At 55.5% G+C, this 22762-nt stretch carries 23 protein-coding genes; 14 read left to right on the forward strand and 9 right to left on the reverse strand.

Annotated elements, in window-relative coordinates:
• Positions 1-91: 91 nt before the first annotated feature.
• Genes atpC through DY252_RS20055 form a run of 5 tightly spaced genes read right to left on the reverse strand, consistent with a single transcriptional unit; the run spans position 92 to position 5019 of the window.
• A complete protein-coding gene (gene atpC / locus DY252_RS20035; protein WP_008889765.1) occupies positions 92-496 on the reverse strand; it encodes an ATP synthase F1 subunit epsilon in 405 nt (134 codons plus the stop codon).
• A gap of 41 nt (positions 497-537) precedes the next feature.
• Complete coding sequence (atpD, locus tag DY252_RS20040; protein ID WP_008889764.1) at positions 538-1956, reverse strand: F0F1 ATP synthase subunit beta; 1419 nt, start codon at positions 1954-1956, stop codon at positions 538-540.
• A 52-nt stretch (positions 1957-2008) separates the two neighbouring features.
• Positions 2009-2899, reverse strand: coding sequence for a F0F1 ATP synthase subunit gamma (locus DY252_RS20045; RefSeq protein WP_064788718.1), 891 nt, complete (start codon positions 2897-2899; stop codon positions 2009-2011).
• Between the two features lie 30 nt (positions 2900-2929).
• On the reverse strand, positions 2930-4462 hold the full coding sequence (gene atpA / locus DY252_RS20050; protein ID WP_008889762.1) for a F0F1 ATP synthase subunit alpha: 1533 nt from the start codon (positions 4460-4462) through the stop codon (positions 2930-2932).
• Complete coding sequence (locus DY252_RS20055; protein WP_040823053.1) at positions 4462-5019, reverse strand: F0F1 ATP synthase subunit delta; 558 nt, start codon at positions 5017-5019, stop codon at positions 4462-4464. Before DY252_RS20055 ends, atpA begins: the two co-directional genes overlap by 1 nt.
• Before the next feature lie 489 nt (positions 5020-5508).
• On the opposite strand from DY252_RS20055, the gene DY252_RS20060 reads away from it, so the two are divergent.
• Positions 5509-6147 carry a glutathione S-transferase family protein gene (locus DY252_RS20060; protein WP_064788717.1) on the forward strand — a complete coding sequence of 213 codons (639 nt, stop codon included), beginning with the start codon at positions 5509-5511 and terminating at the stop codon, positions 6145-6147.
• 25 nt (positions 6148-6172) lie between these two features.
• Here DY252_RS20060 and DY252_RS20065 read toward each other — a convergent pair whose 3' ends face one another.
• The gene (locus DY252_RS20065) at positions 6173-6490 is read right to left on the reverse strand and encodes a MazG-like family protein (RefSeq protein ID WP_064788716.1); all 318 of its coding nucleotides are present in this window, start codon (positions 6488-6490) and stop codon (positions 6173-6175) included.
• A 73-nt stretch (positions 6491-6563) separates the two neighbouring features.
• On the opposite strand from DY252_RS20065, the gene DY252_RS20070 reads away from it, so the two are divergent.
• Entirely contained in the window at positions 6564-7391 is an 828-nt protein-coding gene (locus DY252_RS20070) for a substrate-binding periplasmic protein (protein WP_064788715.1), read from the forward strand.
• Positions 7392-7411: 20 nt separating this feature from the next.
• Here the strand turns inward: DY252_RS20070 and DY252_RS20075 are convergent, their stop codons facing one another.
• Positions 7412-9643: a primosomal protein N' gene (locus DY252_RS20075; RefSeq protein ID WP_064788714.1), complete on the reverse strand. Its 2232-nt coding sequence runs from the start codon at positions 9641-9643 to the stop codon at positions 7412-7414.
• Positions 9644-9815: 172 nt separating this feature from the next.
• On the opposite strand from DY252_RS20075, the gene fsa reads away from it, so the two are divergent.
• From fsa to DY252_RS20115, 8 genes are all read left to right on the forward strand, one after another.
• Positions 9816-10472 (forward strand): fructose-6-phosphate aldolase, encoded by a 657-nt coding sequence (gene fsa / locus DY252_RS20080; protein WP_064788713.1) that lies wholly within the window; start codon positions 9816-9818, stop codon positions 10470-10472.
• A 128-nt stretch (positions 10473-10600) separates the two neighbouring features.
• Positions 10601-11290 (forward strand): DUF484 family protein, encoded by a 690-nt coding sequence (locus DY252_RS20085; protein WP_064788712.1) that lies wholly within the window; start codon positions 10601-10603, stop codon positions 11288-11290.
• Positions 11269-12222 carry a tyrosine recombinase XerC gene (locus tag DY252_RS20090; RefSeq protein WP_064788711.1) on the forward strand — a complete coding sequence of 318 codons (954 nt, stop codon included), beginning with the start codon at positions 11269-11271 and terminating at the stop codon, positions 12220-12222. Before DY252_RS20085 ends, DY252_RS20090 begins: the two co-directional genes overlap by 22 nt.
• 91 nt (positions 12223-12313) lie before the next feature.
• Positions 12314-12898: a hypothetical protein gene (locus tag DY252_RS20095; protein WP_082923457.1), complete on the forward strand. Its 585-nt coding sequence runs from the start codon at positions 12314-12316 to the stop codon at positions 12896-12898.
• Between the two features lie 87 nt (positions 12899-12985).
• Complete coding sequence (locus DY252_RS20100) at positions 12986-13297, forward strand: YrhK family protein (RefSeq protein ID WP_064788710.1); 312 nt, start codon at positions 12986-12988, stop codon at positions 13295-13297.
• A gap of 86 nt (positions 13298-13383) precedes the next feature.
• Positions 13384-13989 carry a glutathione S-transferase family protein gene (locus tag DY252_RS20105; RefSeq protein ID WP_064788709.1) on the forward strand — a complete coding sequence of 202 codons (606 nt, stop codon included), beginning with the start codon at positions 13384-13386 and terminating at the stop codon, positions 13987-13989.
• A 106-nt stretch (positions 13990-14095) separates the two neighbouring features.
• On the forward strand, positions 14096-14587 hold the full coding sequence (locus DY252_RS20110) for a class I SAM-dependent methyltransferase (RefSeq protein ID WP_064788708.1): 492 nt from the start codon (positions 14096-14098) through the stop codon (positions 14585-14587).
• Between the two features lie 63 nt (positions 14588-14650).
• Positions 14651-16039 carry a glutamine synthetase family protein gene (locus tag DY252_RS20115; protein WP_064788707.1) on the forward strand — a complete coding sequence of 463 codons (1389 nt, stop codon included), beginning with the start codon at positions 14651-14653 and terminating at the stop codon, positions 16037-16039.
• A 100-nt stretch (positions 16040-16139) separates the two neighbouring features.
• Here DY252_RS20115 and DY252_RS20120 read toward each other — a convergent pair whose 3' ends face one another.
• Positions 16140-16364 carry a hypothetical protein gene (locus DY252_RS20120; RefSeq protein ID WP_064788706.1) on the reverse strand — a complete coding sequence of 75 codons (225 nt, stop codon included), beginning with the start codon at positions 16362-16364 and terminating at the stop codon, positions 16140-16142.
• A gap of 370 nt (positions 16365-16734) precedes the next feature.
• Between DY252_RS20120 and nadA the strand changes: the two genes are divergently transcribed.
• The 4 genes from nadA (at position 16735) to DY252_RS20140 (ending at position 20070) form a co-directional block, all read left to right on the forward strand.
• The gene (gene nadA, locus DY252_RS20125; protein WP_064788705.1) at positions 16735-17757 is read left to right on the forward strand and encodes a quinolinate synthase NadA; all 1023 of its coding nucleotides are present in this window, start codon (positions 16735-16737) and stop codon (positions 17755-17757) included.
• Positions 17758-17835: 78 nt separating this feature from the next.
• Positions 17836-18675 (forward strand): carboxylating nicotinate-nucleotide diphosphorylase, encoded by an 840-nt coding sequence (gene nadC / locus DY252_RS20130; RefSeq protein WP_064788704.1) that lies wholly within the window; start codon positions 17836-17838, stop codon positions 18673-18675.
• A 6-nt stretch (positions 18676-18681) separates the two neighbouring features.
• Entirely contained in the window at positions 18682-19107 is a 426-nt protein-coding gene (locus DY252_RS20135) for an NUDIX hydrolase (protein WP_051007597.1), read from the forward strand.
• Positions 19108-19236: 129 nt separating this feature from the next.
• Positions 19237-20070 carry an isocitrate lyase/PEP mutase family protein gene (locus DY252_RS20140; RefSeq protein ID WP_064788703.1) on the forward strand — a complete coding sequence of 278 codons (834 nt, stop codon included), beginning with the start codon at positions 19237-19239 and terminating at the stop codon, positions 20068-20070.
• 24 nt (positions 20071-20094) lie between these two features.
• On the opposite strand, the gene DY252_RS20145 is transcribed toward DY252_RS20140, so the two are convergent.
• Positions 20095-22713 carry a DUF3772 domain-containing protein gene (locus tag DY252_RS20145; RefSeq protein ID WP_064788702.1) on the reverse strand — a complete coding sequence of 873 codons (2619 nt, stop codon included), beginning with the start codon at positions 22711-22713 and terminating at the stop codon, positions 20095-20097.
• Between the last annotated feature and the right edge of the window lie 49 nt (positions 22714-22762).

Raw genomic sequence — 22762 nt, forward strand, 5'->3', positions numbered from 1 at the left:
GAAAGCCCCAAAACGACCCAAGACGACATCGGACAACAAAAAAGGCCGCCCCATCAGGACGGCCTTCTTAAATGATTTTCTGAAAGCAGGCTTAGTTGCTCAGGGCCTGGATCTGTGCACGGGCAATGTCGAGCGCGCGCTCGGCATTGGCTTTGTCGTGTGCAGTCTCGGCAGACTTGAGAGCGGCCTGAGCCTCTTCAAGACGGGCCTGTGCTTCGTCAGCTTTCAAATCGGAAACCGGAACCGCTTCTTCTGCCAGAATGGTGCAACGCTCGGGATTAACCTCGGCAACACCGCCAGCAACGAAGATACGTTCGGAAACCTTACCACCTGCATAGATGTCGATGACACCCGGACGAATGGTCGAGATCATCGGCGCATGCTTCGGCAGAACACCAAAATTCCCGTCCGTGCCCGGAACAACGACCATCTCGACCGGCTCGGATTTGAGCAGGGCAGACGGTGAAACAAGTTCCAGTACAGTCGTATCAGTCATGACAATCCTCGCTCCTTAGCCGGAGGGGGACCAAAGCTGCCTTAGGCAGCTTCGGCCATCTTCTTGGCTTTTTCGATGGCTTCTTCGATGGTGCCGACCATGTAGAATGCCTGTTCCGGCATGTGGTCATATTCACCAGCGCAGATCGCTTTGAAAGCCTTGATGGTGTCTTCGAGCTGAACGAACACGCCCGGAGTACCGGTGAAGACTTCTGCAACGTGGAACGGCTGCGAAAGGAAACGCTGGATCTTACGGGCACGTGCCACAACCAGTTTGTCTTCTTCCGAAAGCTCGTCCATGCCGAGGATGGCGATGATGTCCTGCAGGCCTTTGTAGGTCTGAAGAACACGCTGAACTTCACGCGCGGTCTCGTAGTGTTCCTGACCAATGACGCCCGGATCCAGAGCACGCGAAGTGGAGTCGAGCGGGTCAACTGCCGGGTAGATGCCGAGCTCGGCAATCTGACGGTTCAGCGTGGTGGTTGCGTCAAGGTGGGCAAACGAGGTTGCCGGTGCCGGGTCAGTCAAGTCATCGGCCGGGACGTAAATTGCCTGAACCGAGGTAATGGAACCTTTTTTGGTCGAGGTAATACGTTCCTGCAGCGCACCCATGTCGGTTGCCAGCGTCGGCTGATAACCCACAGCAGACGGGATACGACCGAGAAGTGCCGACACTTCCGAACCAGCCTGGGTAAAGCGGAAGATGTTATCGACGAAGAACAGAACGTCCTGGCCTTCTTCATCACGGAAGTATTCCGCAAGGGTCAGACCGGTCAGAGCAACACGTGCACGTGCTCCCGGGGGTTCGTTCATCTGGCCATAGACCAGTGCGGCTTTGGATTCGCCTTCCGGGTTGATAACGCCCGATTCCATCATCTCGTGATAGAGGTCGTTACCTTCACGGGTACGTTCACCAACACCAGCAAAGACTGAGTAACCACCGTGGCCTTTTGCCACGTTGTTGATCAGTTCCATGATAAGGACGGTTTTACCAACGCCCGCACCGCCGAACAGACCAATTTTACCACCCTTGGTGTACGGCGCGATAAGGTCGATAACCTTAATGCCGGTCACAAGGATTTCGGTTTCGGTGGACTGGTCGATGAAGTCAGGTGCTTCACGGTGGATCGGAGAGGTCTTGGCTGCATTAACCGGACCACGTTCGTCAACCGGCTCACCGATAACGTTCAGAATACGACCAAGGGTTTCCGGACCAACCGGAACCGAGATCGCGTCACCGGTGTCGGTGACTTCCTGACCGCGCTGCAGACCTTCGGTGGTGTCCATTGCGATCGTACGGACCGCATTTTCACCAAGGTGCTGTGCAACTTCAAGAACCAGACGCTGACCGTTGTTGTCAACATGCAGCGCATTCAGAATGGGAGGCAGATCGCCGTCGAATTTAACGTCGACGACGGCGCCCATTACCTGGGAAATTTTCCCCGCCTTCTTGTTCGCCATAGTTATTGTCTCCTGCTCGGACAAAGCTATCCGTTAACTTCCTGCGACCCGCTTACAAAGCCTCGGCGCCGGAAATGATTTCAATCAGTTCATTGGTGATCTGAGCCTGACGTGAGCGGTTGTACTGGATGCTCAGTCGGTCGATCATATCGCCGGCATTGCGGGTTGCGTTATCCATCGCGGACATACGCGCACCGTGTTCAGATGCGCTGCTTTCAAGCATTGCACCGAAAATCTGGACGCCAACGTTACGCGGCAGCAAATCAGCCAGAATGGCTTCTTCGGACGGTTCGTATTCATAAACCGCAGAAGAACCAGTTGCTTCTTCCTGCTCGTCTGCTTCTTCACCCGTGAACGGGATCAGCTGCTGAGCGGTTGCCACCTGCGAAATCGCGGACACGAACTTGTTGTAGAAGATCGTGCAGACGTCGAATTCGCCTTCGTCGTAAAGCGCCAGAACCTTGTCTGCCACCTCGGTTGCCGAAGAGAAATCAATCCCCTTCTTGCCCTCGATGCCAGTATACCGGGCGACAATATTGTCACCAAATTCACGCTTGAGCGCATCTGCCCCCTTGCGGCCAACACAGATCAGCTTCACCGTCTTGCCTTCAGCCTGCAGGGCTTTGGCTTTCAGACGGGTTGCTTTGACGATCGATGCGTTAAAACCACCGCAAAGGCCACGGTCTGCGGTGAAGACGACGAGCAGATGCACATCATCCTTACCGGTACCGGCCAGAAGCTTTGGCGCCCCTTCATTGCTGCTGACGGCAGTTGCAAGACGGCCCAGCATCGTCCCCATGCGTTCAGCATAGGGACGCGCTGCTTCCGCTGCATCCTGTGCACGACGGAGCTTGGAGGCTGCCACCATCTTCATCGCCGAGGTAATCTTCCTCGTCGATTTGACGCTGGCAATGCGCGAGCGCAGATCCTTCAAACTAGCCATTGCGTTTCCTCCTTCGCCTAAGTTTCAGTCTTACGCGAAGGTTTTCGCGAACTTGTCGAGGAACGCTTTAAGCTTGGCTTCGCTGTCATCGGACAGAACTTTCTCGGTGCGGATCGCATCGAGGATATCAGCGCCAGCCGAACGAATTTCGGACAGGTACTGTTCTTCGAAGGCGCGAACCTTGTTCACCGGAATGCTGTCGAGATAGCCTTTAACACCAGCGTAGATCACAACAACCTGCTCTTCGACCTTGAGCGGCGAGTACTGCGGCTGCTTGAGCAGCTCGGTCAGACGTGCGCCACGGGCCAGAAGTTTCTGGGTTGCCGGATCAAGATCCGATGCGAACTGTGCGAATGCTTCCATCTCACGATACTGAGCGAGTTCCAGCTTGATCGAGCCAGCAACCTGCTTCATCGCTTTGATCTGTGCGGACGAACCAACACGCGAAACCGACAGACCAACGTTCACAGCCGGGCGCACGCCTTTGTAGAACAGGTCGGTTTCAAGGAAGATCTGACCGTCGGTGATCGAGATCACGTTGGTCGGAATAAACGCCGAAACGTCGTTACCCTGGGTTTCAATAACCGGAAGTGCGGTCAGCGAGCCAGCGCCGTTTTCGTCATTCATCTTTGCCGCACGTTCCAGCAGACGGGAGTGCAGATAGAAGACGTCACCCGGGAATGCTTCACGTCCCGGCGGGCGGCGAAGCAGCAGCGACATCTGACGATAAGCAACAGCCTGCTTGGACAAATCATCATAGAAGATGGTTGCGTGCATGCCGTTGTCACGGAAGTACTCACCCATTGCGCAAGCAACGAACGGTGCGATGAACTGCATCGGCGCCGGGTCGGATGCGGTCGCAGCAACAATGATGGTGTTTTCCATCGCGCCGCGCTCTTCAAGGACCTTAACAACCTGTGCAACGGTCGAACGTTTCTGACCAACTGCAACATAGATGGAGAACATCTTGTCGCTGTCGGATTTCGCTGCATCGTTCACCGGCTTCTGGTTCAGAATGGTGTCAACGATGATGGCGGTTTTACCGGTCTGACGGTCACCAATGATCAGCTCACGCTGGCCACGGCCAATCGGGATCAGCGAGTCAATCGACTTGATACCGGTCTGTACCGGCTCGTGAACCGATTTACGCGGGATGATGCCCGGTGCTTTGACGTCAGCAAGGCGACGTTCTTTTGCACCCAGTTCGCCTTTGCCGTCGATCGGGTTACCCAGACCGTCAACAACGCGACCAAGAAGTTCTTTGCCAACCGGAACGTCAACGATGGCGCCAGTACGTTTAACCTGGTCACCTTCCTTGATCGAACGGTCAGAACCGAAGATCACGACACCAACGTTGTCTTCTTCGAGGTTAAGGGCCATGCCCTTAATGCCACCCGGGAAGTCAACGAGTTCACCAGCCTGGACGTTGTCCAGACCGTAAACACGGGCAATACCGTCACCGACAGACAGAACCTGACCGACTTCGGCAACTTCGGCTTCAGCACCAAAATTGGCAATCTGATCCTTAAGAATAGCGGAGATTTCCGCGGCGCGGATTTCCATCACGCAACCCCTTTCATAGCGAGCTCGAGCTTCTGCAGTTTAGTACGAAGCGAGGCATCAAAAACCCGGGAACCGACCTTGACGACAAGACCGCCAAGAACAGCCGGATCAACTTTAAGGTCCACTTTTACAGTGGCGCCAACAACTTCTTTGAGAGCGCCGGTAACGGCTTCGATTTGCTCTTTTTTCAGCTCGGAAGCCGAGGTCACCTGTGCGGTAACTTCGCCCTTGTGAGCCGAGAGCATGGAAAGGTAGGAATCAATGACATCCGGCAGGGCAAACAGACGACGCTTCTGAGACAGAAGCCCTACGGTCTTCTTGGTCAACTCGGAAACGCCAAGCTTGTCCAGAAGAGCCGCCATCGCCTTGGCCTGCACGTCCCGGGAAATCACGGGACTGCGGAGTACATTCCGGAGGTCATCGCTGGTTGCGATGGCCTGGTCGAGCAATTCAAGATCGCTTTTAACAGCATCAAGCTGGTTGGCCGAGTTGGCCAAGTCAAATAGTGCTGTGGCGTAGCGCCCTTGGAGCCCGGTCGCGGCAGTATTTTGGGACACCGGTGAAAGCCCTCAATTCTGGTTATGAGAACGACTCGGATACGTATAAAAAAATGATCCCCCGAAAGGGTTTCCTTCCGGGAAGCGAGCGTTTGGTATCACATGTCCTTTGAGTGGGCAACCCCCGCGCAAGCGCAATTGCGCCCTCTTTTCCATTCTTTGGCAAAGTTCGGCCAAAACACCCCGAAATCGCCCAGTTTTAAGGCAGGCTTACAACTATTTAATAAGATGCCTCTGGTTGGGGATGGGGCCGCGAGGTTAATGAAATCCTGATTCAGCCGACGAATCCCCGAATTGCACAGAGTTGGTTTTTATCCTGGCGGCAATTATCGGGATAAACCGGTCGAAACTGTAACCAACTTCACACCTTACGGACGGGCTTGCCCAAATTGATCTGCTGTTGGGAGTTAGCTGATACTGGATACCAGCACGGGATTTCACTAGTGTCTTGTTTCTAGTCGTCAACCAACCGCATCGAGATCACCGCCCATGAATTATCAGCTGTTTTACGCACCGGGGGCCGCCAGCATGGCGGTGCACTGGATGTTGATTGAACTCGGTGTGCCCTTTGAGGCTTTCCTGGTTGATATTGATCGTGGCGAAAAACGTGACCCGCAATATCTAAAGCTCAATCCGTCGGGGCGTGTGCCCACATTGGTCATTGATGGGGTAGCATACGGCGAAACAGTCGCCCTGTTGATGCTATTGGCAGAACGCCATCCCGGCAGTGGACTGGTGCCTGACGTCGGGAGTCCCCAAAGAGCAGAATGGCTACAACTTGCCATCTACATCGCCAATACGCTGATGCCGGCGATGCGCGATTGGCTTTATGCGGCAAAGGACGGCAATCCGGAGGGGGCCGATGCCGTCAAGGCACTGGCCGAAAAGCGGATCAGCTCTGTCTGGGATGATTTCGAGGCGCGCCTTTTGAAGAAGGGCGACTATCTTCTCGGTGATCATTTCGGGATGGTCGACATGTTGGCCGTCATGCTGATGCGATGGTCGCGAAACATGCCGTGCCCGGCCATCGACAGGCCAACCCTGCGCCAATATGTCGACAGAATCGCACAGCGCGCTTCCTATATCGAGTTGAATACTCGTGAAGGCTTGTCAGGATGGCCCGCGTAAATGTGACAAACAAGCTTGGATGGTTTCAGACGTGTGATCCCGTGCCATCGCCCTTTGATACCCAGGTTCTTGACCGATTGATCGCCATCTTGGCCTGAACTTCCTGATCAAGATCGAGGTCGAACTGATCAGCAAGACGATACAGCAAAATCAGAACATCGGCGGCCTCTTTGCCGATCTCGCTGATGTCGCGATCCTGAACCGCTTCGCCAAGTTCCTGCATTTCCAGAAGGGCTCGGTCTACGAGTGAGGCCGGATCACTGACCGGGCCGAATGTCTGCTCGGCCCAATCGCACATGCTGCGCTGATTTTCAGATGATTCGTTGTTACTTTCACAAAGCATTATCAAATTAACTCCTTAAATATAATATGACAGCAGATGCACCTGCGCCGTTTTCAGGACAACAGGAACGACAATGAAGACGCCAACGGCACGAAAACAAAGCTTCCTTGAAATTGGGATTTGCCTTTGTGCAGCAGTGTGCCTGATCCTGTTATCGTGGAAAAGCCCTTCAGCCCGCACCCTTGTGATCGAGGGGCTTGAAGAAGCCCCGCTGAAATGGGTTGGCCATGAAGACCCCATGGGCATTGATATCGACATCATGACCGAGGTGCTGCGCACCATGGGAATCCGGGATTATGTGTTCCGTTTTGTCGATAATGGCAGCCGTTTGCTGCACAACGCCCGCAACGGCAACTCGGACATCGTCCTGACGCTTTCGATGAATGACGAGCGCGCCGAATTCCTGCTATATCCCAATGAGGCGCATCTGCTGCTGGATTGGCGATTTGCAATCCGGGTCGAGGACAAAGAAAAAATCCGGTTCGAGGAATTTTCCGATCTCGCACGGGTGCGGATCGGGGCTGCAGCCGACTATTCCTATACCAGCGCCTTCTGGAATTCCGGTCTTGATATCCAGACAGTGGCCCGCAGTGACCTTCTGATCCCGATGTTGCTGCAAAACCGGTTTGACGCGGTACCGGTCAATTACCTCAACACCATATATGACAGTCTGCAGAATCGCTATCGCAACAAGATCGCCTTTCTGTATCCGCCACTGCGTCGTGCGCCCTATTATAATGTGTTTTCCAAGGCGTCCGATTATCCCGAAAAGGAAGCGTTCCTGAGCCGGTATGACGAAATCATCCGCGAAATGCGCGAAGATGGCCGGTTGCTTCGTATCTTTGAACGATACCTTGGACCGGACGGGTATGACTGGTGGCAGTCGCAATATTCCCAATAAGCATCAGGAAAAGTCCCGTCTTACATAAAGCTGTAGGGATCGATATCGACCTGCACGCGGACACTGCCCGGTGTCTTGACCTTTGACAGCCATTCGTGGATCAGCGCCTGCATCTTAACGCCCTTGTCCGCACGGATCATGAAGCGACGGCGATAGCGCCCACGCAGCAAAGATAACGGTGCCGGGGCCGGACCAAGGACCATCAGGCCGTCGCCCCGCGGGGCAACCCGGCCAATGCGCCAAGCAGCTTCGTCGACCTCGTTTTCCTTCTTGCCGCTGATAATCAGGGCCGCCAACCGACCATGCGGCGGCATGCCATGGGTCATACGTTGCGAAAGCTCCACCGCGTTAAAGGCATCGCGGTCACCTGCGGCAATCGCCTTGATCACACGGTTGGCGGGATCGGCGGTCTGCAAGATCACTGTGCCCGGCCGATCGCCACGCCCTGCGCGCCCGGCAACCTGGGTCAGCAATTGATAGCTCCGCTCGGCTGCACGCAGATCGCCCCCGGCCAAGCCAAGATCGGCATCCACCACGCCCACCAATGTCAGCATCGGGAAGTGATACCCTTTGGCCAGAATCTGCGTGCCAATCAAAAGATCGACTTCGTGATTATGCACACGATTGATCAGCTCTGCCGCGGCCTTTGGTCCCATGATATTATCAGATGTCGCAACCTCAACCCGGATATCGGGGAAGGTTTCGACCGCCTCCTCAAAAAGGCGCTCAACCCCCGGACCGCACGGGGCGAGCTTACCCTCAGCCCCGCAGGACGGGCAGGCATCCGGGGCCTTGGCCTGATAGCCGCAATGATGGCATTGCAATTTGCCCCATGCCCGGTGCTCAACCAGCCAAGCCGTGCAGTTCGGGCATTGGAACCGATGACCACAGGCCCGACACAGGGTAAGCGGCGCATAACCGCGTCGGTTCAGGAACAGCATCGCCTGTTCGCCATTGGCAAAGGTTTCTGCCAGCCGTTTTTTGAGCGTCGGCGTGATCCAGCGATTGCGTTGGGGTTTGTCCTGGCGGATGTCGATGATCTCGACAGATGGCAACACCGCCACACCATGACGACTGCCAAGTTGCACATGCTGATAGCGCCCGGCTTCAACATTGGCCAGGGTTTCAAGCGACGGGGTCGCGGACGCCAGCACGATGGGGATATTGCCCAGATGCGCCCGTGTCACCGCCATGTCGCGGGCATGATACATCACGCCATCTTCCTGCTTGAACGCGTGTTCGTGTTCCTCGTCGACCACAATCAGGCCAAGATCATGATAGGGCAGGAAAAGGGCCGACCTGGCCCCGACGACAAGCTTGGCCGATCCATCGGCCACCGCCCGCCAGGTATCACGACGCCTGGCCTGCCCGACTTCGGAATGCCAAAGGGCGGGCTCAACCCCGAACCGGTCGCGGAAACGTTGCAGCCATTGGGCCGAAAGCGCGATTTCTGGCAACAGGACGACAACCTGCTGACCCTTTGCCAAGGCAGCACGGACTGGCTCAAAGTAGACCTCGGTCTTGCCCGATCCGGTGACACCATCCAGCAAAGTGCAGGAAAATCCGCCCTGCTCCAGACGGGCGCACAGCTCATCGGCGGCCTCGTTCTGCTCAGCCGACAAATCGGGACGGGGAATATCAAGATCCGGCGCATCAAATGGCGATGGTGGGGTCACCATCAAGCGCTGCACGGCACCTGCTTCGACGAGCCCCTTGACGACACTGGCCCCGGCACCCGTTTCACGCAGGATATCGCCCTGCTCCATCGGCGGATGGTCGGCCAGAAAGGCCAGCACCCGTTTGCGGGGTGGTGTCATGCGCAGGCCTGAAACGTCAAATTCCGGGTTCAGGGTAAAACGAAAGATCGGTTTGGGGGCCTCAAGCGCGTCGGGAACGCTCATCGCCATGCGCAAAACTGCCCCCTGCGGGGACATGGTATAGGCCGACACCCAGTCAATGAATTTGCGCGTCACGTCATCCATCGGGGGCGTTGGCAGCACGCCCAGAATTTCACGCAATTTGGCGGGATCAACATCACCCTTGGCATCGCCCCAGACGACACCACGCTGGGTTTGTCGGCCCAATGGAATTTCAACGAAATCGCCCGGCGCAACCGAGACACCTTCGGGCACCAGATAGTCATAGGGGCCCGCCAAAGGCAGGGGCGGCAGGACGCTCACGGTCTGGGCGGTTACCTCAAAGGCCGGATCATTCGCAAACAAATTTCCAGAGGTGGCCTTTGCGGCACTCATATATTATAAACCCCGTGAGGTTGCCCATCCGACCGGTGCCCTTTCAGGATCGCCAGCTACAGGGCACAAGAAAATAACGGTCCCACAGCAAGGATCTGGTTCCGTCATCAGATGATCCAGAACCTAGCAGCTAACCGCATCATTGAACAACAGGTCCTAAACAGGAATTCCAATGAAGTTTTTCATCGATACCGCTGACATCGACGCAATCCGCGAACTGGCCATGTCCGGCCTCGTGGACGGTGTCACCACCAACCCCTCGCTGGTAGCAAAGTCTGGCCGACCGTTTCTCGAACTGATCAAGGAAATTTGTGACGTTGTCGACGGCCCGGTCAGCGCAGAAGTTGCTGCGACCGATTACGAAACCATGGTTGCCGAAGGCCGCAAGCTTGCCAAGATCGCCGACAATGTCGTCGTCAAGCTGCCGCTGACTGCTGATGGTCTCAAGGCTTGCCGCACCTTCACCGACGAAGGCATTCAGACCAACGTAACACTTTGCTTCTCGGTTGGTCAGGCCATTCTGGCTGCCAAGGCCGGTGCGACCTATGTTTCACCGTTCGTTGGCCGTCTGGATGACATTTCCTCTGATGGTATGCAGCTGATAGCCGACATCGTTGATGTTTATGGCAACTACCCTAACTGGACCACCGAAGTGCTTGTTGCTTCGGCACGTGGCCCGCAGCATGTTGTCGACTCGGCCCGTCTCGGTGCTGACGTTGTCACCATCCCGCCGCAGGTTCTGGGTCAGCTGACCAAACACCCGCTGACCGACAAAGGCCTTGAAGCCTTCCTCGCCGATTGGGAAAAAACCGGCCAGTCGATCCTGTAATTTTGGATCGCTGATCGCGATAGACATATAAAAACCCGCACCCCGCGCGGTTTTTAACATGCATTTAACCCGGCAGCCCGCATTGTGGCAGCCGGGTTTTTTGTTTCTCACTTTTCAAGCCGGAACCGATGGAAAAGACAGCTTTGCGCGCCGATGATGTCGCGGACTACCTTGCCGAACATCCTGAATTCTTCACCACGCGCCCGGACTTGCTTGAAAGTCTTGATCTGCCGATGCGCGAACTCGGCAATGGCGTTGCCGACATGCAGCAATATGTCGTCGCCCGGCTGCGCGATGAACGCGAAAAGCTGCGCGGGGCAACCAGCGAGCTGATCAATATTTCCAAATCCAACCTCGAAACCCAAAGCCGCATTCACCGTGCGGTTCTGGCTTTGCTTAACGCACGCGGGTTTGAAACCTTTGTCGAGGCGTTGCAAGACCTTGTCCCCGAGCTGCTCGACCTTGACGCCATCGCGCTGTGTTTCGAGGAATGCAATGAAGCGCCGGTGCCAAGCTGTGATGGCCGGGTCCGTCGCCTTGTTTCTGGTGCAGTTGATCAGGTTCTTGGCGAAGAACAGGATGTCTGGCTTCTGCCCGATGATGCAGGGGATGAGGCGATCTTTGGTCCGAAGGCATCTGATATCCGTTCTGCTGCGATTGTGCGTCTGGCACCGTTTTATGGCGATCCGGTCGGGCTTGTTGCCTTTGGCGTCAAGGAACCCGATTATTTCAGCCCGGCACAGGCCAATGACCTGATCATGTTCCTGGCTTCTGTCATCGAGTTTGGTGTGCGCCGATGGTTGACCCAAACGGTCTGACCGCCATCACCCTGCCAAATGATGTGCGCGACGCCATTGCCGACTGGCATGGCTGGCTTGCCGATGAGCGGCGCGCATCCGAGCACACCACGGAAAACTATCTGGCCGATCTTTATGCCTTTCTGGGGTTTGTGAAAGACCATCTTGGCGATACCCCAACCCTTCGCGATTTGCTGCGTCTGAACCCGCGCGATTTTCGAAGCTGGCTGGCCCGGCGCAGCATGGATGGCATGGCCAAGACGTCTACGGCGCGTGCCCTTTCAAGCTTGCGGAATTTCTATCGTTTCCTTGAACGGTCCGGACGCGGGCAAAATGCCGCCGTGCAATCGATCCGTAACCCGCGCCTGCCGCAATCAACACCCAAGCCACTCGCACCCGATGACGCGATGGCGGTGCTTGAAAATGCCGATGCTTGGCAGGATGAACCATGGCTTGGCAAACGTAACCTCGCCCTTTTTACCCTGCTTTATGGCTGCGGATTGCGTATTTCCGAGGCGCTGGATTTGAACGCCAATCAACGCCCGACCGGGGATTCGATGGTGATCACGGGTAAGGGCAACAAGCAGCGCCTTGTCCCGGTTCTGCCCATCGTGCGCGACGCGATCGAGGATTATATGCGCAGCTGCCCGTTTGCGCCCAATAGCGATGACCCACTGTTCCTTGGTGCGCGTGGCAAACGCCTTGTCGCACAGGTCGCCCAGCGCGAAATGCGCAAGGTGCGCGAACTTTTAAACCTGCCCGATACCGCCACGCCGCATGCGCTGCGCCATTCCTTTGCCACGCATCTTTTGGCCGGGGGTGGCGATTTGCGCACCATCCAGGATTTGCTGGGTCACGCATCGCTGTCGACCACCCAGCGCTACACGGCTGTGGATACCGAACAATTGATGGCGGTCTATAACGGCACCCATCCTAGAGCGCGCAACAGATAGACCAGAATCTCTACTTTAGCGTTTACTCACATCGCAACTAACACTAGAGTTTAACTTACAAAGTTTGTGAAAATCGAGGAAGTCTCGACGAATGCTTCTGAACAAGAAGATATTAGTTGCATCTATTCTATATATTTTTGTTGCTGCTGGCGCCTTTGAAGCTGACGCAAATGATGCACCTCTTTGGAAAGAAGTGGGCCAATGGACCGTTAAAGTAGACCCCACCCTCGGAAATGGATGTTTTCTCTTTGCCCTATATGAAAAAGGCACAGTTTTTAGAATTGGCATCAACTCGGAGTCAGATGTTGGGTATTTGATTCTTGGAAATCCCGAATGGCGTTCACTTGAACGCGGAAAAGACTACAACATTCGTATTCAATTCGATGATGAAGTGCCTTGGGAAGCAATTGCAACCGGCATAGACTTAGACGCGGGGACAGCTTTCTTATACGCTGAATTCTCCAAGACAGAATTTTTTCAAGAGTTTGCGACAAAGCATGTAGTCGAGTTCCATTACTCAAATAAATTAATCGCTCGATTATCACTCAGGGATAGTTACGAAGCATTAGAAGAACTTCATCGGTGCCAACGAGCAATGTGGTCTTCACCAATGGAAGACCGCCCGTCTGATCCTTTCTCATCCGAACCAGCAGCTTCAGACCCATTTGCCTCCTAATTTGATATAACTAGGTCCTGAAAAGGAAACGTTTCGTGTCTCGATACGTTCAACAGTCAGACTTAGCTGACTAAAAGAGGCCCAATAATGAAGCTCTTTCGATCCCGCCGCTTTGATGCCAGCCATCGCCACCGCCAGATTTACAGCGCCTATGAGATCGCCTATTCGGCCGTCGACCTTCTGGCTGCTGTGTTGTTCATTGTCGGAAGCTTCCTGTTTCTCGATGATGCAACGGTCAAGGCCGGGACGTGGATGTTTATCATCGGATCGGTGTTCTTTGCCGCCCGCCCTGCCGTGCGTCTTGCACGTGAACTTCATCTGGCCGGACTGGGCGAAGGGGAAGGGGATGAGGAAGACGATACCGAAACCTCGCCGGCGGCCACCGGTTCCGGTTCCTGATCCTCATTTGAGAAAATTTCAGTTCCTTGCGATCCCGGTTCGCCCTTAGACTGCGGACAAACAATTGATACGCCCGGAGGAAATCCATGATTCTGCGTTCGAGTGGTCCGTCGCCGTTTGGCCGGAAAGTTAAAATCGTTGCCAAGATGCTTGGCATTTATGACCAGTTGTCAGTCGAAATGTCGAACACCAACGACCCGGCCGATACCCTGCGCCAGCAAAACCCGCTGGGTAAAATTCCGATCCTGATCCTTGATGATGGCCGCAAGATTTTCGATAGCCGCGTGATCTGTGAATATCTTGACGCACAGGTCGATGGCACCACCCTGCACCCGACCGAAAGCGATGCCCGCTGGGAAGCATTGACCCTGCAGGCGCTTGGCGATGGCATTGTCGATGCATCGATCCTGCAGGTTTATGAAACCCGCATGCGCCCGGAAGACAAACGCCATGACGACTGGCTGTCCTATCAGGCAGGTAAGGTCAAACGGTCGCTGGATCATCTGAGTGCCAATGCACCGTCCCTTGAAGGGGATTTGACGATTGGCCATGTCGCGATTGCCTGTGCGCTGGGGTATCTTGATCTGCGCTTTGAGGGCACATGGCGTGCAAGCTATCCGACGCTGGTCAGCTGGCTTGAAACCTTTGACGCGCGCGTTCCGGCCTTTGAAGCCACCAAATTTGTCGCCTGATTTGCGATCCATTGGCGCAAGTTGGGACAAGCCCGCTTGCGCCAATGCCCAAAGCCGTTAAATCAAGTGCTTACCCACGAAAAAACAACCCGGAGCCTTTTATACAATGTCCCGTCTGAACAGCGTTATCCGCCGCCTTCAAGCCCAACGCGATTGCCTGAATGCGGCCGCCGAAATGATCAAGGATCAGGACGGCATCGTGCTTGAAGTCGGGCTTGGCAACGGGCGCACCTTCGATCACCTGCGCGAAATCATGCCGGATCGCGAGATCTTCGTCTTTGATCGCCAGATCGCGGCCCACCCGAAATGCATACCCGATGATGACCATCTGTTCCTTGGCGACATCTTCGAAACCCTGCCAAAGGCGGTTGAGCGCTTCAAGGGCAAGGTTGCGCTGGTGCATTCCGATGTTGGCACCGGGGATGAAGACCTGAACGCCAAGATCGCATCCTTTATCGGATCGACCTTGCCGCCGGCATTGATGAAGGGTGCCATTGTCGCATCCGATCAGAAAATCGATGTGCCGGGCACGATTGCCGAGCCGCTTCCCGAAGGCGTTCCAAAAGATCGCTATTTCTTCCGTCGTTATCAGGGCTAATATCCTGCCCAGTATCGGTTCTGTTTCGACGGAACAACTATCAGCATCTTAGGAAATCGTGCCGTGGCCACCGCAAACGCCCCCTCCCCCAGTGGAAGTCAATTGTCCGAAGCACAGGACTTTCTGGCCAATTATCCCGATGTCGAGGCCATCGACATCATCCTGACCGACTTTCACGGGATTGGCCGGGGCAAGACGATCCGGCGTCATGAGCTCGAAAGCATCTATAAATCTGGCCGCGGCTTGCCGAGCTCGATCTTCGGGCAGGATGTCAGTGGCGAAGATGTTGATGATTGCGGCCTTGTGCAAACCGGTGGCGGCGGGGATTGCCGCTGCTGGCCGGTGCCGGGCACGCTTGGTTATCTGCCCCATACCGGGCGCGGGCAGCTTTTGATTGCCATGTATGAAGAAGACGGCGCACCGCATGACGTGGACCCGCGCAATGTGTTTGGCGCACAGGTCAAACGGGCCGAAAAGCTTGGCTTCTATCCGATGGGCGCGTTCGAGCTTGAATTTTATCTGGTCGATCAGGCCCCGGATGCGCAAGGGCTCTATCACCCGGCCTCCTATGCCATCACCAAGCGGCGCAGCAAGCTGCGCAACACAATGTCCGTCGATGAAATTGACGAGATGTCGCCACTTTTTGATGCGGTATATGACGGGGCAAAGCATCTTGATCTGACGCTGGAAACCCTGATTTCGGAATATGGTCCCGGTCAGTATGAAATGACCATCCGCTATCGCGATCTGATGCGAGCGGCCGATGACGTGATCATCGCCAAACGCCTGATCCGCACGGTCGCACGGCGCTTTGGCAAGGAAGCGGTGTTTATGCCCAAACCATTTGGCAATGAAGCCGGATCGGGCATGCATTTGCACCTCTCACTAGCGGGCCAAGATGGCAACAACCTGTTTGCCGACGAGCCGGATGGATCGTTAAGCCCACTTATGCTGCATGCAATTGGCGGCATTCGCGGCACGATTGGTGAAACCATGTTGCTGCTGGCCCCGTTCATGAATTCCTGGCGCCGCTTTGCATCGGCGATGTATTCACCGGCCTCAGACGATTGGGGCGTTGAAAACCGCACCGTGGCGCTTCGCGTGCCGGGCACGCCTGGCAAAACCCGCCATTTCGAACACCGTATTGCCGGTGTCGATGCCAACCCCTATCTGGTTGCGGCTGTGACCCTGGGGGCGGCGCTTGACGGGATCGAAGGCAAAATCGATCCGGGCAAACCGTGCGAAGATGAAATCGGCGAGGCAAAGGCCCCCAACGACCTGCCGCGTCATTGGCTGGATGCGATTGATCAGTTTGGGGAGTCCGAATTCAACAAACGCACGCTTGGCGACCGCTTCCACACGGCCTTTACCAAAATCAAACAGGCCGAATACGAACAGATGGCGCTTAAGGTGTCTGCGGCAGAGTGGGACTATTATGGGTTTTCCGTTTGATCCCTGATTCCTGCGGGTAGCTGCAGCACCATCAAAATAAAACGACATCGGCCCTGCGGGAGATCCTGCAGGGCCGATGTCGTTTATAATGGTTGTATCGTCAGTAGGTCAGATCCAGACCCAGGAAATTGCTGAGCGCGAACGTAATGCCGCCGACCACCAGAAGGGCGAGGACGAAAAGGCCGGTGACCTTGGCGCTGGCGCGCAGGACGGCTTGCCTGCCGTACTTTTGGCCCTGGTCGTAATGCCATTTGATGGCAAAGAACATCGCGATAAGCAGTGCGGCAGCTTTAAACGTGCCAAAGGCGATCGGGACCCAATCCATATTCAAGACTCTCATATGTATTCGTTATGCGCTTTATGCCCTGATCCGGGGCCCCGCGCATATTTCTTATTCTACAAGGCAGGTATGTAACAGCCGGATAAAAAAACAGCGAAAACGCGGGTACGAACGCGCATTTCATCGTCAATCCGTTACGTAATCCGGGCCAAACATAGAATTGCTCAAAGGTAGCAGCACTGAGATTTATCAATCAGATGGGCTGTTGTTGACGCAAGGCTGCCTTTCTTTGCCGCCCAATTCCTTGCCATCCCTGCCCAATGGCGATATTGAAGTCTTCAAACTGTCATTAACTTGCGATGCCGGGCCCCGCGCATTATCTCCGGCTTGCAACCAGGCGAGATGAGAAGACGCCATGAATGAAATGATCACCATTGCCGAGGCTTCGGCCGACGCAATGTCGGAAATGCAGATTGATCCCACCCTTGATCTGGAAGCTGAGATTCAGCGCCTGAAAAAGGAAAAGAATGCGATCATTCTGGCCCATTACTATCAGGATGGGGAAATTCAGGACCTTGCCGACTTTGTCGGTGACAGCCTTGATCTGTCGCGCAAGGCAGCAGCAACCGATGCCGATGTCATCGTGTTCTGCGGCGTGCGCTTCATGGCGGAAGTTGCCAAAATCCTGAGCCCGAACAAAACCGTTCTGCTGCCGGATTCCAAAGCGGGGTGCTCGCTCGAAGATTCTTGCCAGCCGGAACCGTTCCGCAAATTCCGCGAACAGCATCCTGATCACGTATCAATCACCTATATCAATTGCTCGGCCGAGGTGAAGGCTGCGTCCGATATTATCGTGACCTCGTCGAACGCGGCCGAGATCATTGATCAGATCCCGCTCGACAAGCCGATCCTTTGGGCGCCTGACCGCCATCTTGGTTCCTATCTTGCCAAGAAAACCGGTCGTGACATGACGCTTTGGAACGGGTCGTGCATCGTGCATGAACAGTTCTCCGAACGTGAGCTGATCCGCCTCAAGACCCAGAACCCGGATGCCAAGATCGCAGCCCACCCGGAATGCCATGATGGCATTCTGAAGCACGCCGATCACATCGGCTCGACCCGCGCCATTCTGGAATATGTGATCAATGGTCCGGATCAGAAATACCTGATCGCGACCGAACCCCACATCATCCACCAGATGGAAAAAGCAGCCCCGCACAAGGAATTCATTCCAGTACCGGGTGCCGACGGATCATGTGCGTGCAACAACTGCCCGTTCATGGAGCTGAATACGCTTGAAAAGCTGTATCTGTGCCTGGTCAATAACGGCCCGCAGATCGTCATGCCCGAAGACCTGCGCGTCGCAGCGGTCAAGCCGCTTGAACGCATGCTGGAAATGTCAAAGAACATTCCGGTCAAAAAAGACGACGCGGCGTAAGCCAGCCAACCTCACAGCCCCGCAAATTTTGCGGGGCTGTTTGCCATTCCCCATCAGAATTCAAAGCAGCCCGCCATCATGACCGTCCTGACACACGCCGAAATCGCGGAATTCATTGATCGTTCCTTTGCCGAGGATATCGGTACCGGCGACATCACATCTGACAATGTGGTGCCTAAAAATGCCCGCCTTCGCGTCGCGCTTGAAACCCGTGAAGACATCGTGGTGGCCGGGCTTGATATCGCGCTTGAGTGCTTCCGCAAGCTCGTCCCGGATGCGAAGATCGAAAAGCGCTGCGAAGATGGGGATGCGATCAAGGCCAAAGACATCCTGGCCGTGGTCGAAGGCAATGCGCGCGGTATCCTGACCGCCGAACGCACAGCGCTTAATACGCTTCAACACCTGTCGGGCATTGCCACCACCACGCGCACCTATGTCGCGGCGATGGGCGAAACAAACGCCAAACTGCTTGATACCCGCAAGACACTGCCGGGCTGGCGCAAGCTTGAAAAATACGCCACCCGCATGGGAGGCGCACAAAACCACCGCATGGGTCTTTATGACGGGGTGATGATCAAGGACAACCATATTGGTGTTGTCGGATCGATCACCAAATGCGTTGAGGCGGCGCGTGCGGCCAATCTGCCTAACATCGAGGTCGAATGTGACACTCTTGATCAGGTCAAAGAAGCCACGGACGCTGGCGCAGACATCATCCTGCTTGATAACATGGGCCCGGATATGTTGCGCGAAGCGGTTGCCATTGTCGCTGGTCGCTGCAAGACTGAGGCATCCGGGGGTGTCACCCTTCAGACCATCGGTGCAATTGCCGCAACCGGGGTCGATTACGTTTCCGTCGGGCGGATTACCCAATCCGCACCGGCCGTTGATATCGGACTTGATGTCGCAATCCTGTGAGGCCACATGCGCGCAAGCAGTCATAGCACCACAGACCCAGCCTTGATCAAGGTAATCGAAACCGCCAACTGGATCTTGCGCGACGGCGAAAACATCCTGTCGGTCAGAAGCCACGGTCGCGACCGGTTCTATCTGCCCGGCGGCAAGATTGATCCCGGCGAAACCGCACGCGAAGCCATCAAACGCGAAATCAAGGAAGAACTCGGTGTCGATCTGATCCCCGGCACGCTCCGCCAATTGGGCACGTTTGCCGGACAGGGCCACAACCTGCCCGAAGGGTCGATTGTGCGCATGACCTGTTTTACCGGCTATTATTGCGGAACCCTTGCGCCCGAACGCGAGATTGCCGAACTCAGGTGGCTGTCGCCACGAGAACGCCACCTGATGGCCCCGATGGGGCAAAAGATCACTGCGGCCCTTTTCGATATTTGATCATCCGATCAACGCTATATCTTCAGTGCGCGATACCTTGCGGTTGCAACCTGCGCGACAAATGTTCTTGTTATGTTCTGTTGTTTTGTGTTAAACAGAATTTGCGATTTTGCACAAAAGGATCAGAACATGACGCAGGACAAAGGGGCAATGTTTCGGGCGCTTCACGAAGAACCTGGTGCATTCATCATTCCAAATCCATGGGATATCGGAACAGCCAGAATTCTCGCCGCACTCGGCTTTCGCGCCTTGGCAACAACAAGTGCGGGCATGGCATTTTCCCTTGGCGTTGCCGAAGGCAAGACATCACCCGAAAATACGTTCAAGCATTGCCAGGTATTGGTTTCGGCGACACCACTTCCCGTCACTGCCGATCTTGAAAAAGGGATGGGCGATAGCCCGGAAAGCTCGGCAGAAACGATTGCGGTCGCAGCGTCAATCGGGCTGGCGGGATGTTCGCTTGAAGATCACACAGGAGACCGGGCAAACCCGATCTATGATTTTTCGCTTGCTGTTGAACGCATTCAGGCTGCTGTCGAAGCCCGATCAGCCTTGCCCCATGATTTTGTCCTGACCGCACGGTGCGAAAACTTCCTGTGGGGACGCCCCGACCTTGACGACACGATCAAGCGCCTTCAGGCCTTTGAAAAGGCAGGGGCGGATGTTCTTTATGCGCCGGGCTTGTATGATCTTGAGACGATCCGAACGGTTTGCGCATCGCTGAGCAAACCGGTGAATGTCGTTATGGGCATGCCCGGAAACACCTTCAGCCTGACTGAACTGGCGGAGGCGGGCGCAAAAAGGATCAGCGTCGGATCAGCACTTGCCCGCCTTGCCTATGGCGCCTTTGTCAAAGCATCGCGTGAAATGATCGATACCGGCACATTCGGATTTTCCGACCAGGCCATGGGCTTTGCCGAGCTTGAAGAATTTTTCACCCGACAAACCCACAAAGCCCAATAGCAACAGGCAGCTTGAACACACGCCCTAGCGCGGTGCATCGCCGTCAGGACTGCCGCCCGCATCGGGAATTTCACGGCCAGGCGCATCGCGATCGCGCGAAATATCCTTGGCCACAGACGGCGGGGCAGCTTTTTGATCCGCGCCGCCATCGTCGGTGCCTGAGGACGCGTCTTCTGCTTTGTCTTCTGACGTTTTGGGTTCCTCAGGCTCGGTCTTCTCGATCTTTTTCGGAGCCCCCTTGCCAGCGTCGCGGATGGCATCGGTCAGCTTATCGATATCACGCAGGTTCAGGTCACGCTGCGGGAACGGAATTTCGATACCTTCATCCCGGAAGCGCTGCACAAGTTCAAAGCGGATCGAGCTTGCCACCGCAATCACATCGCCAATATCGCGCAGGAAATAGCGCAGTTCGAAATCAAGCGAGCTGGCCCCGAAATCCATGAACACCACCTGCGGTGCCGGATAGGTCAAAATCTCGCGGCGCTTGTCGGCCATTTCCAACAGGATCTCGCGAACCTTGTCGACATCCGATCCGTAAGACACACCAATCTTGATGATGCCGCGGCCTGAACGTTCCTTAAGCGTCCAGTTCAGAACCCGGTTGGAAATCAGTTCGGAGTTCGGGATGACAACCGAAGACCGGTCAAAGGTTTCGATCTCGGTCGCACGCACCCGGATGTCCTTTACAAAGCCCTGATCCGCGCCAACGACGATCCAGTCACCAACCTTGATCGGGCGTTCGACCAGAAGGATCAGGCCGGAGACAAAGTTGTTCACGATGCTTTGCATGCCAAAACCGATACCGACCGAAATGGCACCGGCGATGATTGCAAGATTGGACAAATCAAGCCCGGCGGCCGAAACCGCAAGCAGTATGGCAAGACAAATCCCGGCATAACCAAAGATCGCCGAAACCGAATGTTGCAGCCCTTGATCAAGCTTGGTGTTGGGCAGCACCCGCGTGCTCAGCATGCGCTGGAAGAAGCGCATCACTGCCAGCACGATGACAAACATCAAGGCCGCCAGCATGATAGAGCGCAGCGAGAAATGAATGCCGCCCACCTGAATGCCGATAAAGGCCTGTTGGACCGCCAGAATAAGATCAGCCCAGGCAATGTCGGTAAAGATCATCACCGCGACCGGCACGGCGATGGAAAACATCACCACATCGATCAAAACCCGCAGCCAGAAATAAAGCGTGCCATGCACCGCATCGCTGACATTGCTGTCCTCGCTGCTTTCCGGGCGCACCAAGTAAGTATGCATCAAAGCCCGGCAATAACCGCGCAGCAGCCAGTAACAGGTCAAAAACGCCAGCGCCATCATCAGGTTTTCAAGGATGAAGCGCGCCAGTGCGACATAGCCCAGCAACATCAGCACCGGCATCATGATCGCAATGACCTTAAGGCCACGCCGCGACCGGCGTTCGATCTTTGACCAGATTTCGTGACGGTCGCGTTCGTCATGTTGCCAGAACACACCGAGTGAACAGACAAACAGCAGAACCGAAATCACCAGCACGTTCGAGATGCTTTGCACAAGCGCGATATCAAGCGACGTTCCAAGCGTCGTCGCGCCTTGCAACAGCACCATGTCAAAGGCAAAAATCACCGCCACTGCCAGAGAACAGAACCCGACAACCCGTGCGCCCCTTGGCGTTGTGCCGGAACGCCGCAAGGACGGCGCAAACGGTGAATGCACACTGCGCACCGCAGCCCCGACAAACAACAGGAACAAGGCAGCCGCAAAGCATTGCAGAACAAAATCACCCATCGCACCGCTCAGAATTGCATCGCGGGATTCAAGTATTCCATAAGCGATCAACAGGGCGATGCCCGGCACCAAGGCGGTAAACAGGAACCGCGTTCCCGATATCAGTGATACGCGATCTTCGTCAGGCACACTGTTCCAGCGTGCTGGCATATAGCGCAGCACGACCACCTCGCCGCCAATCAGAGCGGCGATCACAATGAAGGTCAGGAAAACCAGACCCGGGGCGACCTCGGACAGCTGATCGGCGACGTCCCCTTCGAGTTCAAGGTTGGAATAGCGTGCCTGCACCATGCTGGGCAGCTTTACGATTTCGCGCCAGGCTTCAAACCAGACAACCGGATCAAACGGCACATCCACCCGGCCCAGAACGCGCCGGGTAAAGCGTTCACGCGCCAGACCTGACAACTGATCAGACAGCTCGCTTGCGCGGAAATTGACCAGTTCAAGCTGTTTGATAACCCCGCTAACGCGTGCGATGTCTTGATCAATACGGTCGCGTTCGCGCGCGACCTGGGGAACTTCTTCTTCTCCCTCTGCGGGCGGCTCGCCAAGCTTGCCAAGGGCTGCCTCAAAGCGCTGCAGGCGATCATTGGCCCGCCCGCGCAGATCATTGATGGCAAGCTGGATGGTCTCGATACGTTCGCGGCCATCGGCAATTACGCGCCCGGTAATGTCCTCGCCGGAAATCGATTTCTCGATATCATCAAGCGAGGATTCCCAGGCTGCGATCTGGTTCTGGGCATTTTCCAGCTCGATTTTCTGAACAGCGTCCGGGCGCTGCCCGTTGGTCTGTGCTGCCAAACCAAAAGAAACCGTCATTGCAAACAGACAGATTGCAAGACTTGCGATTACCTGACGAACTGATGTCATGCCTGATGATCCATATTGATGCCCGAAGCGCTGCCCGGCTTCCGTTTCT

Origin of the sequence: Thalassospira indica (genome assembly GCF_003403095.1) — a bacterium.
Taxonomy (GTDB): domain Bacteria; phylum Pseudomonadota; class Alphaproteobacteria; order Rhodospirillales; family Thalassospiraceae; genus Thalassospira; species Thalassospira indica.

Coding starts and splice junctions, on each gene's coding strand:
- DY252_RS20140 (WP_064788703.1), top strand. CDS start 19,237: ATGACGCAGGACAAAGGGGCAATGTTTCGGGCGCTTCACGAAGAACCT.
- DY252_RS20085 (WP_064788712.1), top strand. CDS start 10,601: ATGGAAAAGACAGCTTTGCGCGCCGATGATGTCGCGGACTACCTTGCC.
- DY252_RS20145 (WP_064788702.1), bottom strand. CDS start 22,713: ATGACATCAGTTCGTCAGGTAATCGCAAGTCTTGCAATCTGTCTGTTT.
- atpC (WP_008889765.1), bottom strand. CDS start 496: ATGACTGATACGACTGTACTGGAACTTGTTTCACCGTCTGCCCTGCTC.
- DY252_RS20060 (WP_064788717.1), top strand. CDS start 5,509: ATGAATTATCAGCTGTTTTACGCACCGGGGGCCGCCAGCATGGCGGTG.
- nadC (WP_064788704.1), top strand. CDS start 17,836: ATGACCGTCCTGACACACGCCGAAATCGCGGAATTCATTGATCGTTCC.
- DY252_RS20070 (WP_064788715.1), top strand. CDS start 6,564: ATGAAGACGCCAACGGCACGAAAACAAAGCTTCCTTGAAATTGGGATT.
- DY252_RS20135 (WP_051007597.1), top strand. CDS start 18,682: ATGCGCGCAAGCAGTCATAGCACCACAGACCCAGCCTTGATCAAGGTA.
- atpA (WP_008889762.1), bottom strand. CDS start 4,462: ATGGAAATCCGCGCCGCGGAAATCTCCGCTATTCTTAAGGATCAGATT.
- DY252_RS20120 (WP_064788706.1), bottom strand. CDS start 16,364: ATGGATTGGGTCCCGATCGCCTTTGGCACGTTTAAAGCTGCCGCACTG.
- DY252_RS20090 (WP_064788711.1), top strand. CDS start 11,269: ATGGTTGACCCAAACGGTCTGACCGCCATCACCCTGCCAAATGATGTG.
- DY252_RS20075 (WP_064788714.1), bottom strand. CDS start 9,643: ATGAGTGCCGCAAAGGCCACCTCTGGAAATTTGTTTGCGAATGATCCG.
- fsa (WP_064788713.1), top strand. CDS start 9,816: ATGAAGTTTTTCATCGATACCGCTGACATCGACGCAATCCGCGAACTG.
- DY252_RS20045 (WP_064788718.1), bottom strand. CDS start 2,899: ATGGCTAGTTTGAAGGATCTGCGCTCGCGCATTGCCAGCGTCAAATCG.
- DY252_RS20065 (WP_064788716.1), bottom strand. CDS start 6,490: ATGCTTTGTGAAAGTAACAACGAATCATCTGAAAATCAGCGCAGCATG.
- atpD (WP_008889764.1), bottom strand. CDS start 1,956: ATGGCGAACAAGAAGGCGGGGAAAATTTCCCAGGTAATGGGCGCCGTC.
- DY252_RS20105 (WP_064788709.1), top strand. CDS start 13,384: ATGATTCTGCGTTCGAGTGGTCCGTCGCCGTTTGGCCGGAAAGTTAAA.
- nadA (WP_064788705.1), top strand. CDS start 16,735: ATGAATGAAATGATCACCATTGCCGAGGCTTCGGCCGACGCAATGTCG.
- DY252_RS20110 (WP_064788708.1), top strand. CDS start 14,096: ATGTCCCGTCTGAACAGCGTTATCCGCCGCCTTCAAGCCCAACGCGAT.
- DY252_RS20100 (WP_064788710.1), top strand. CDS start 12,986: ATGAAGCTCTTTCGATCCCGCCGCTTTGATGCCAGCCATCGCCACCGC.
- DY252_RS20095 (WP_082923457.1), top strand. CDS start 12,314: ATGCTTCTGAACAAGAAGATATTAGTTGCATCTATTCTATATATTTTT.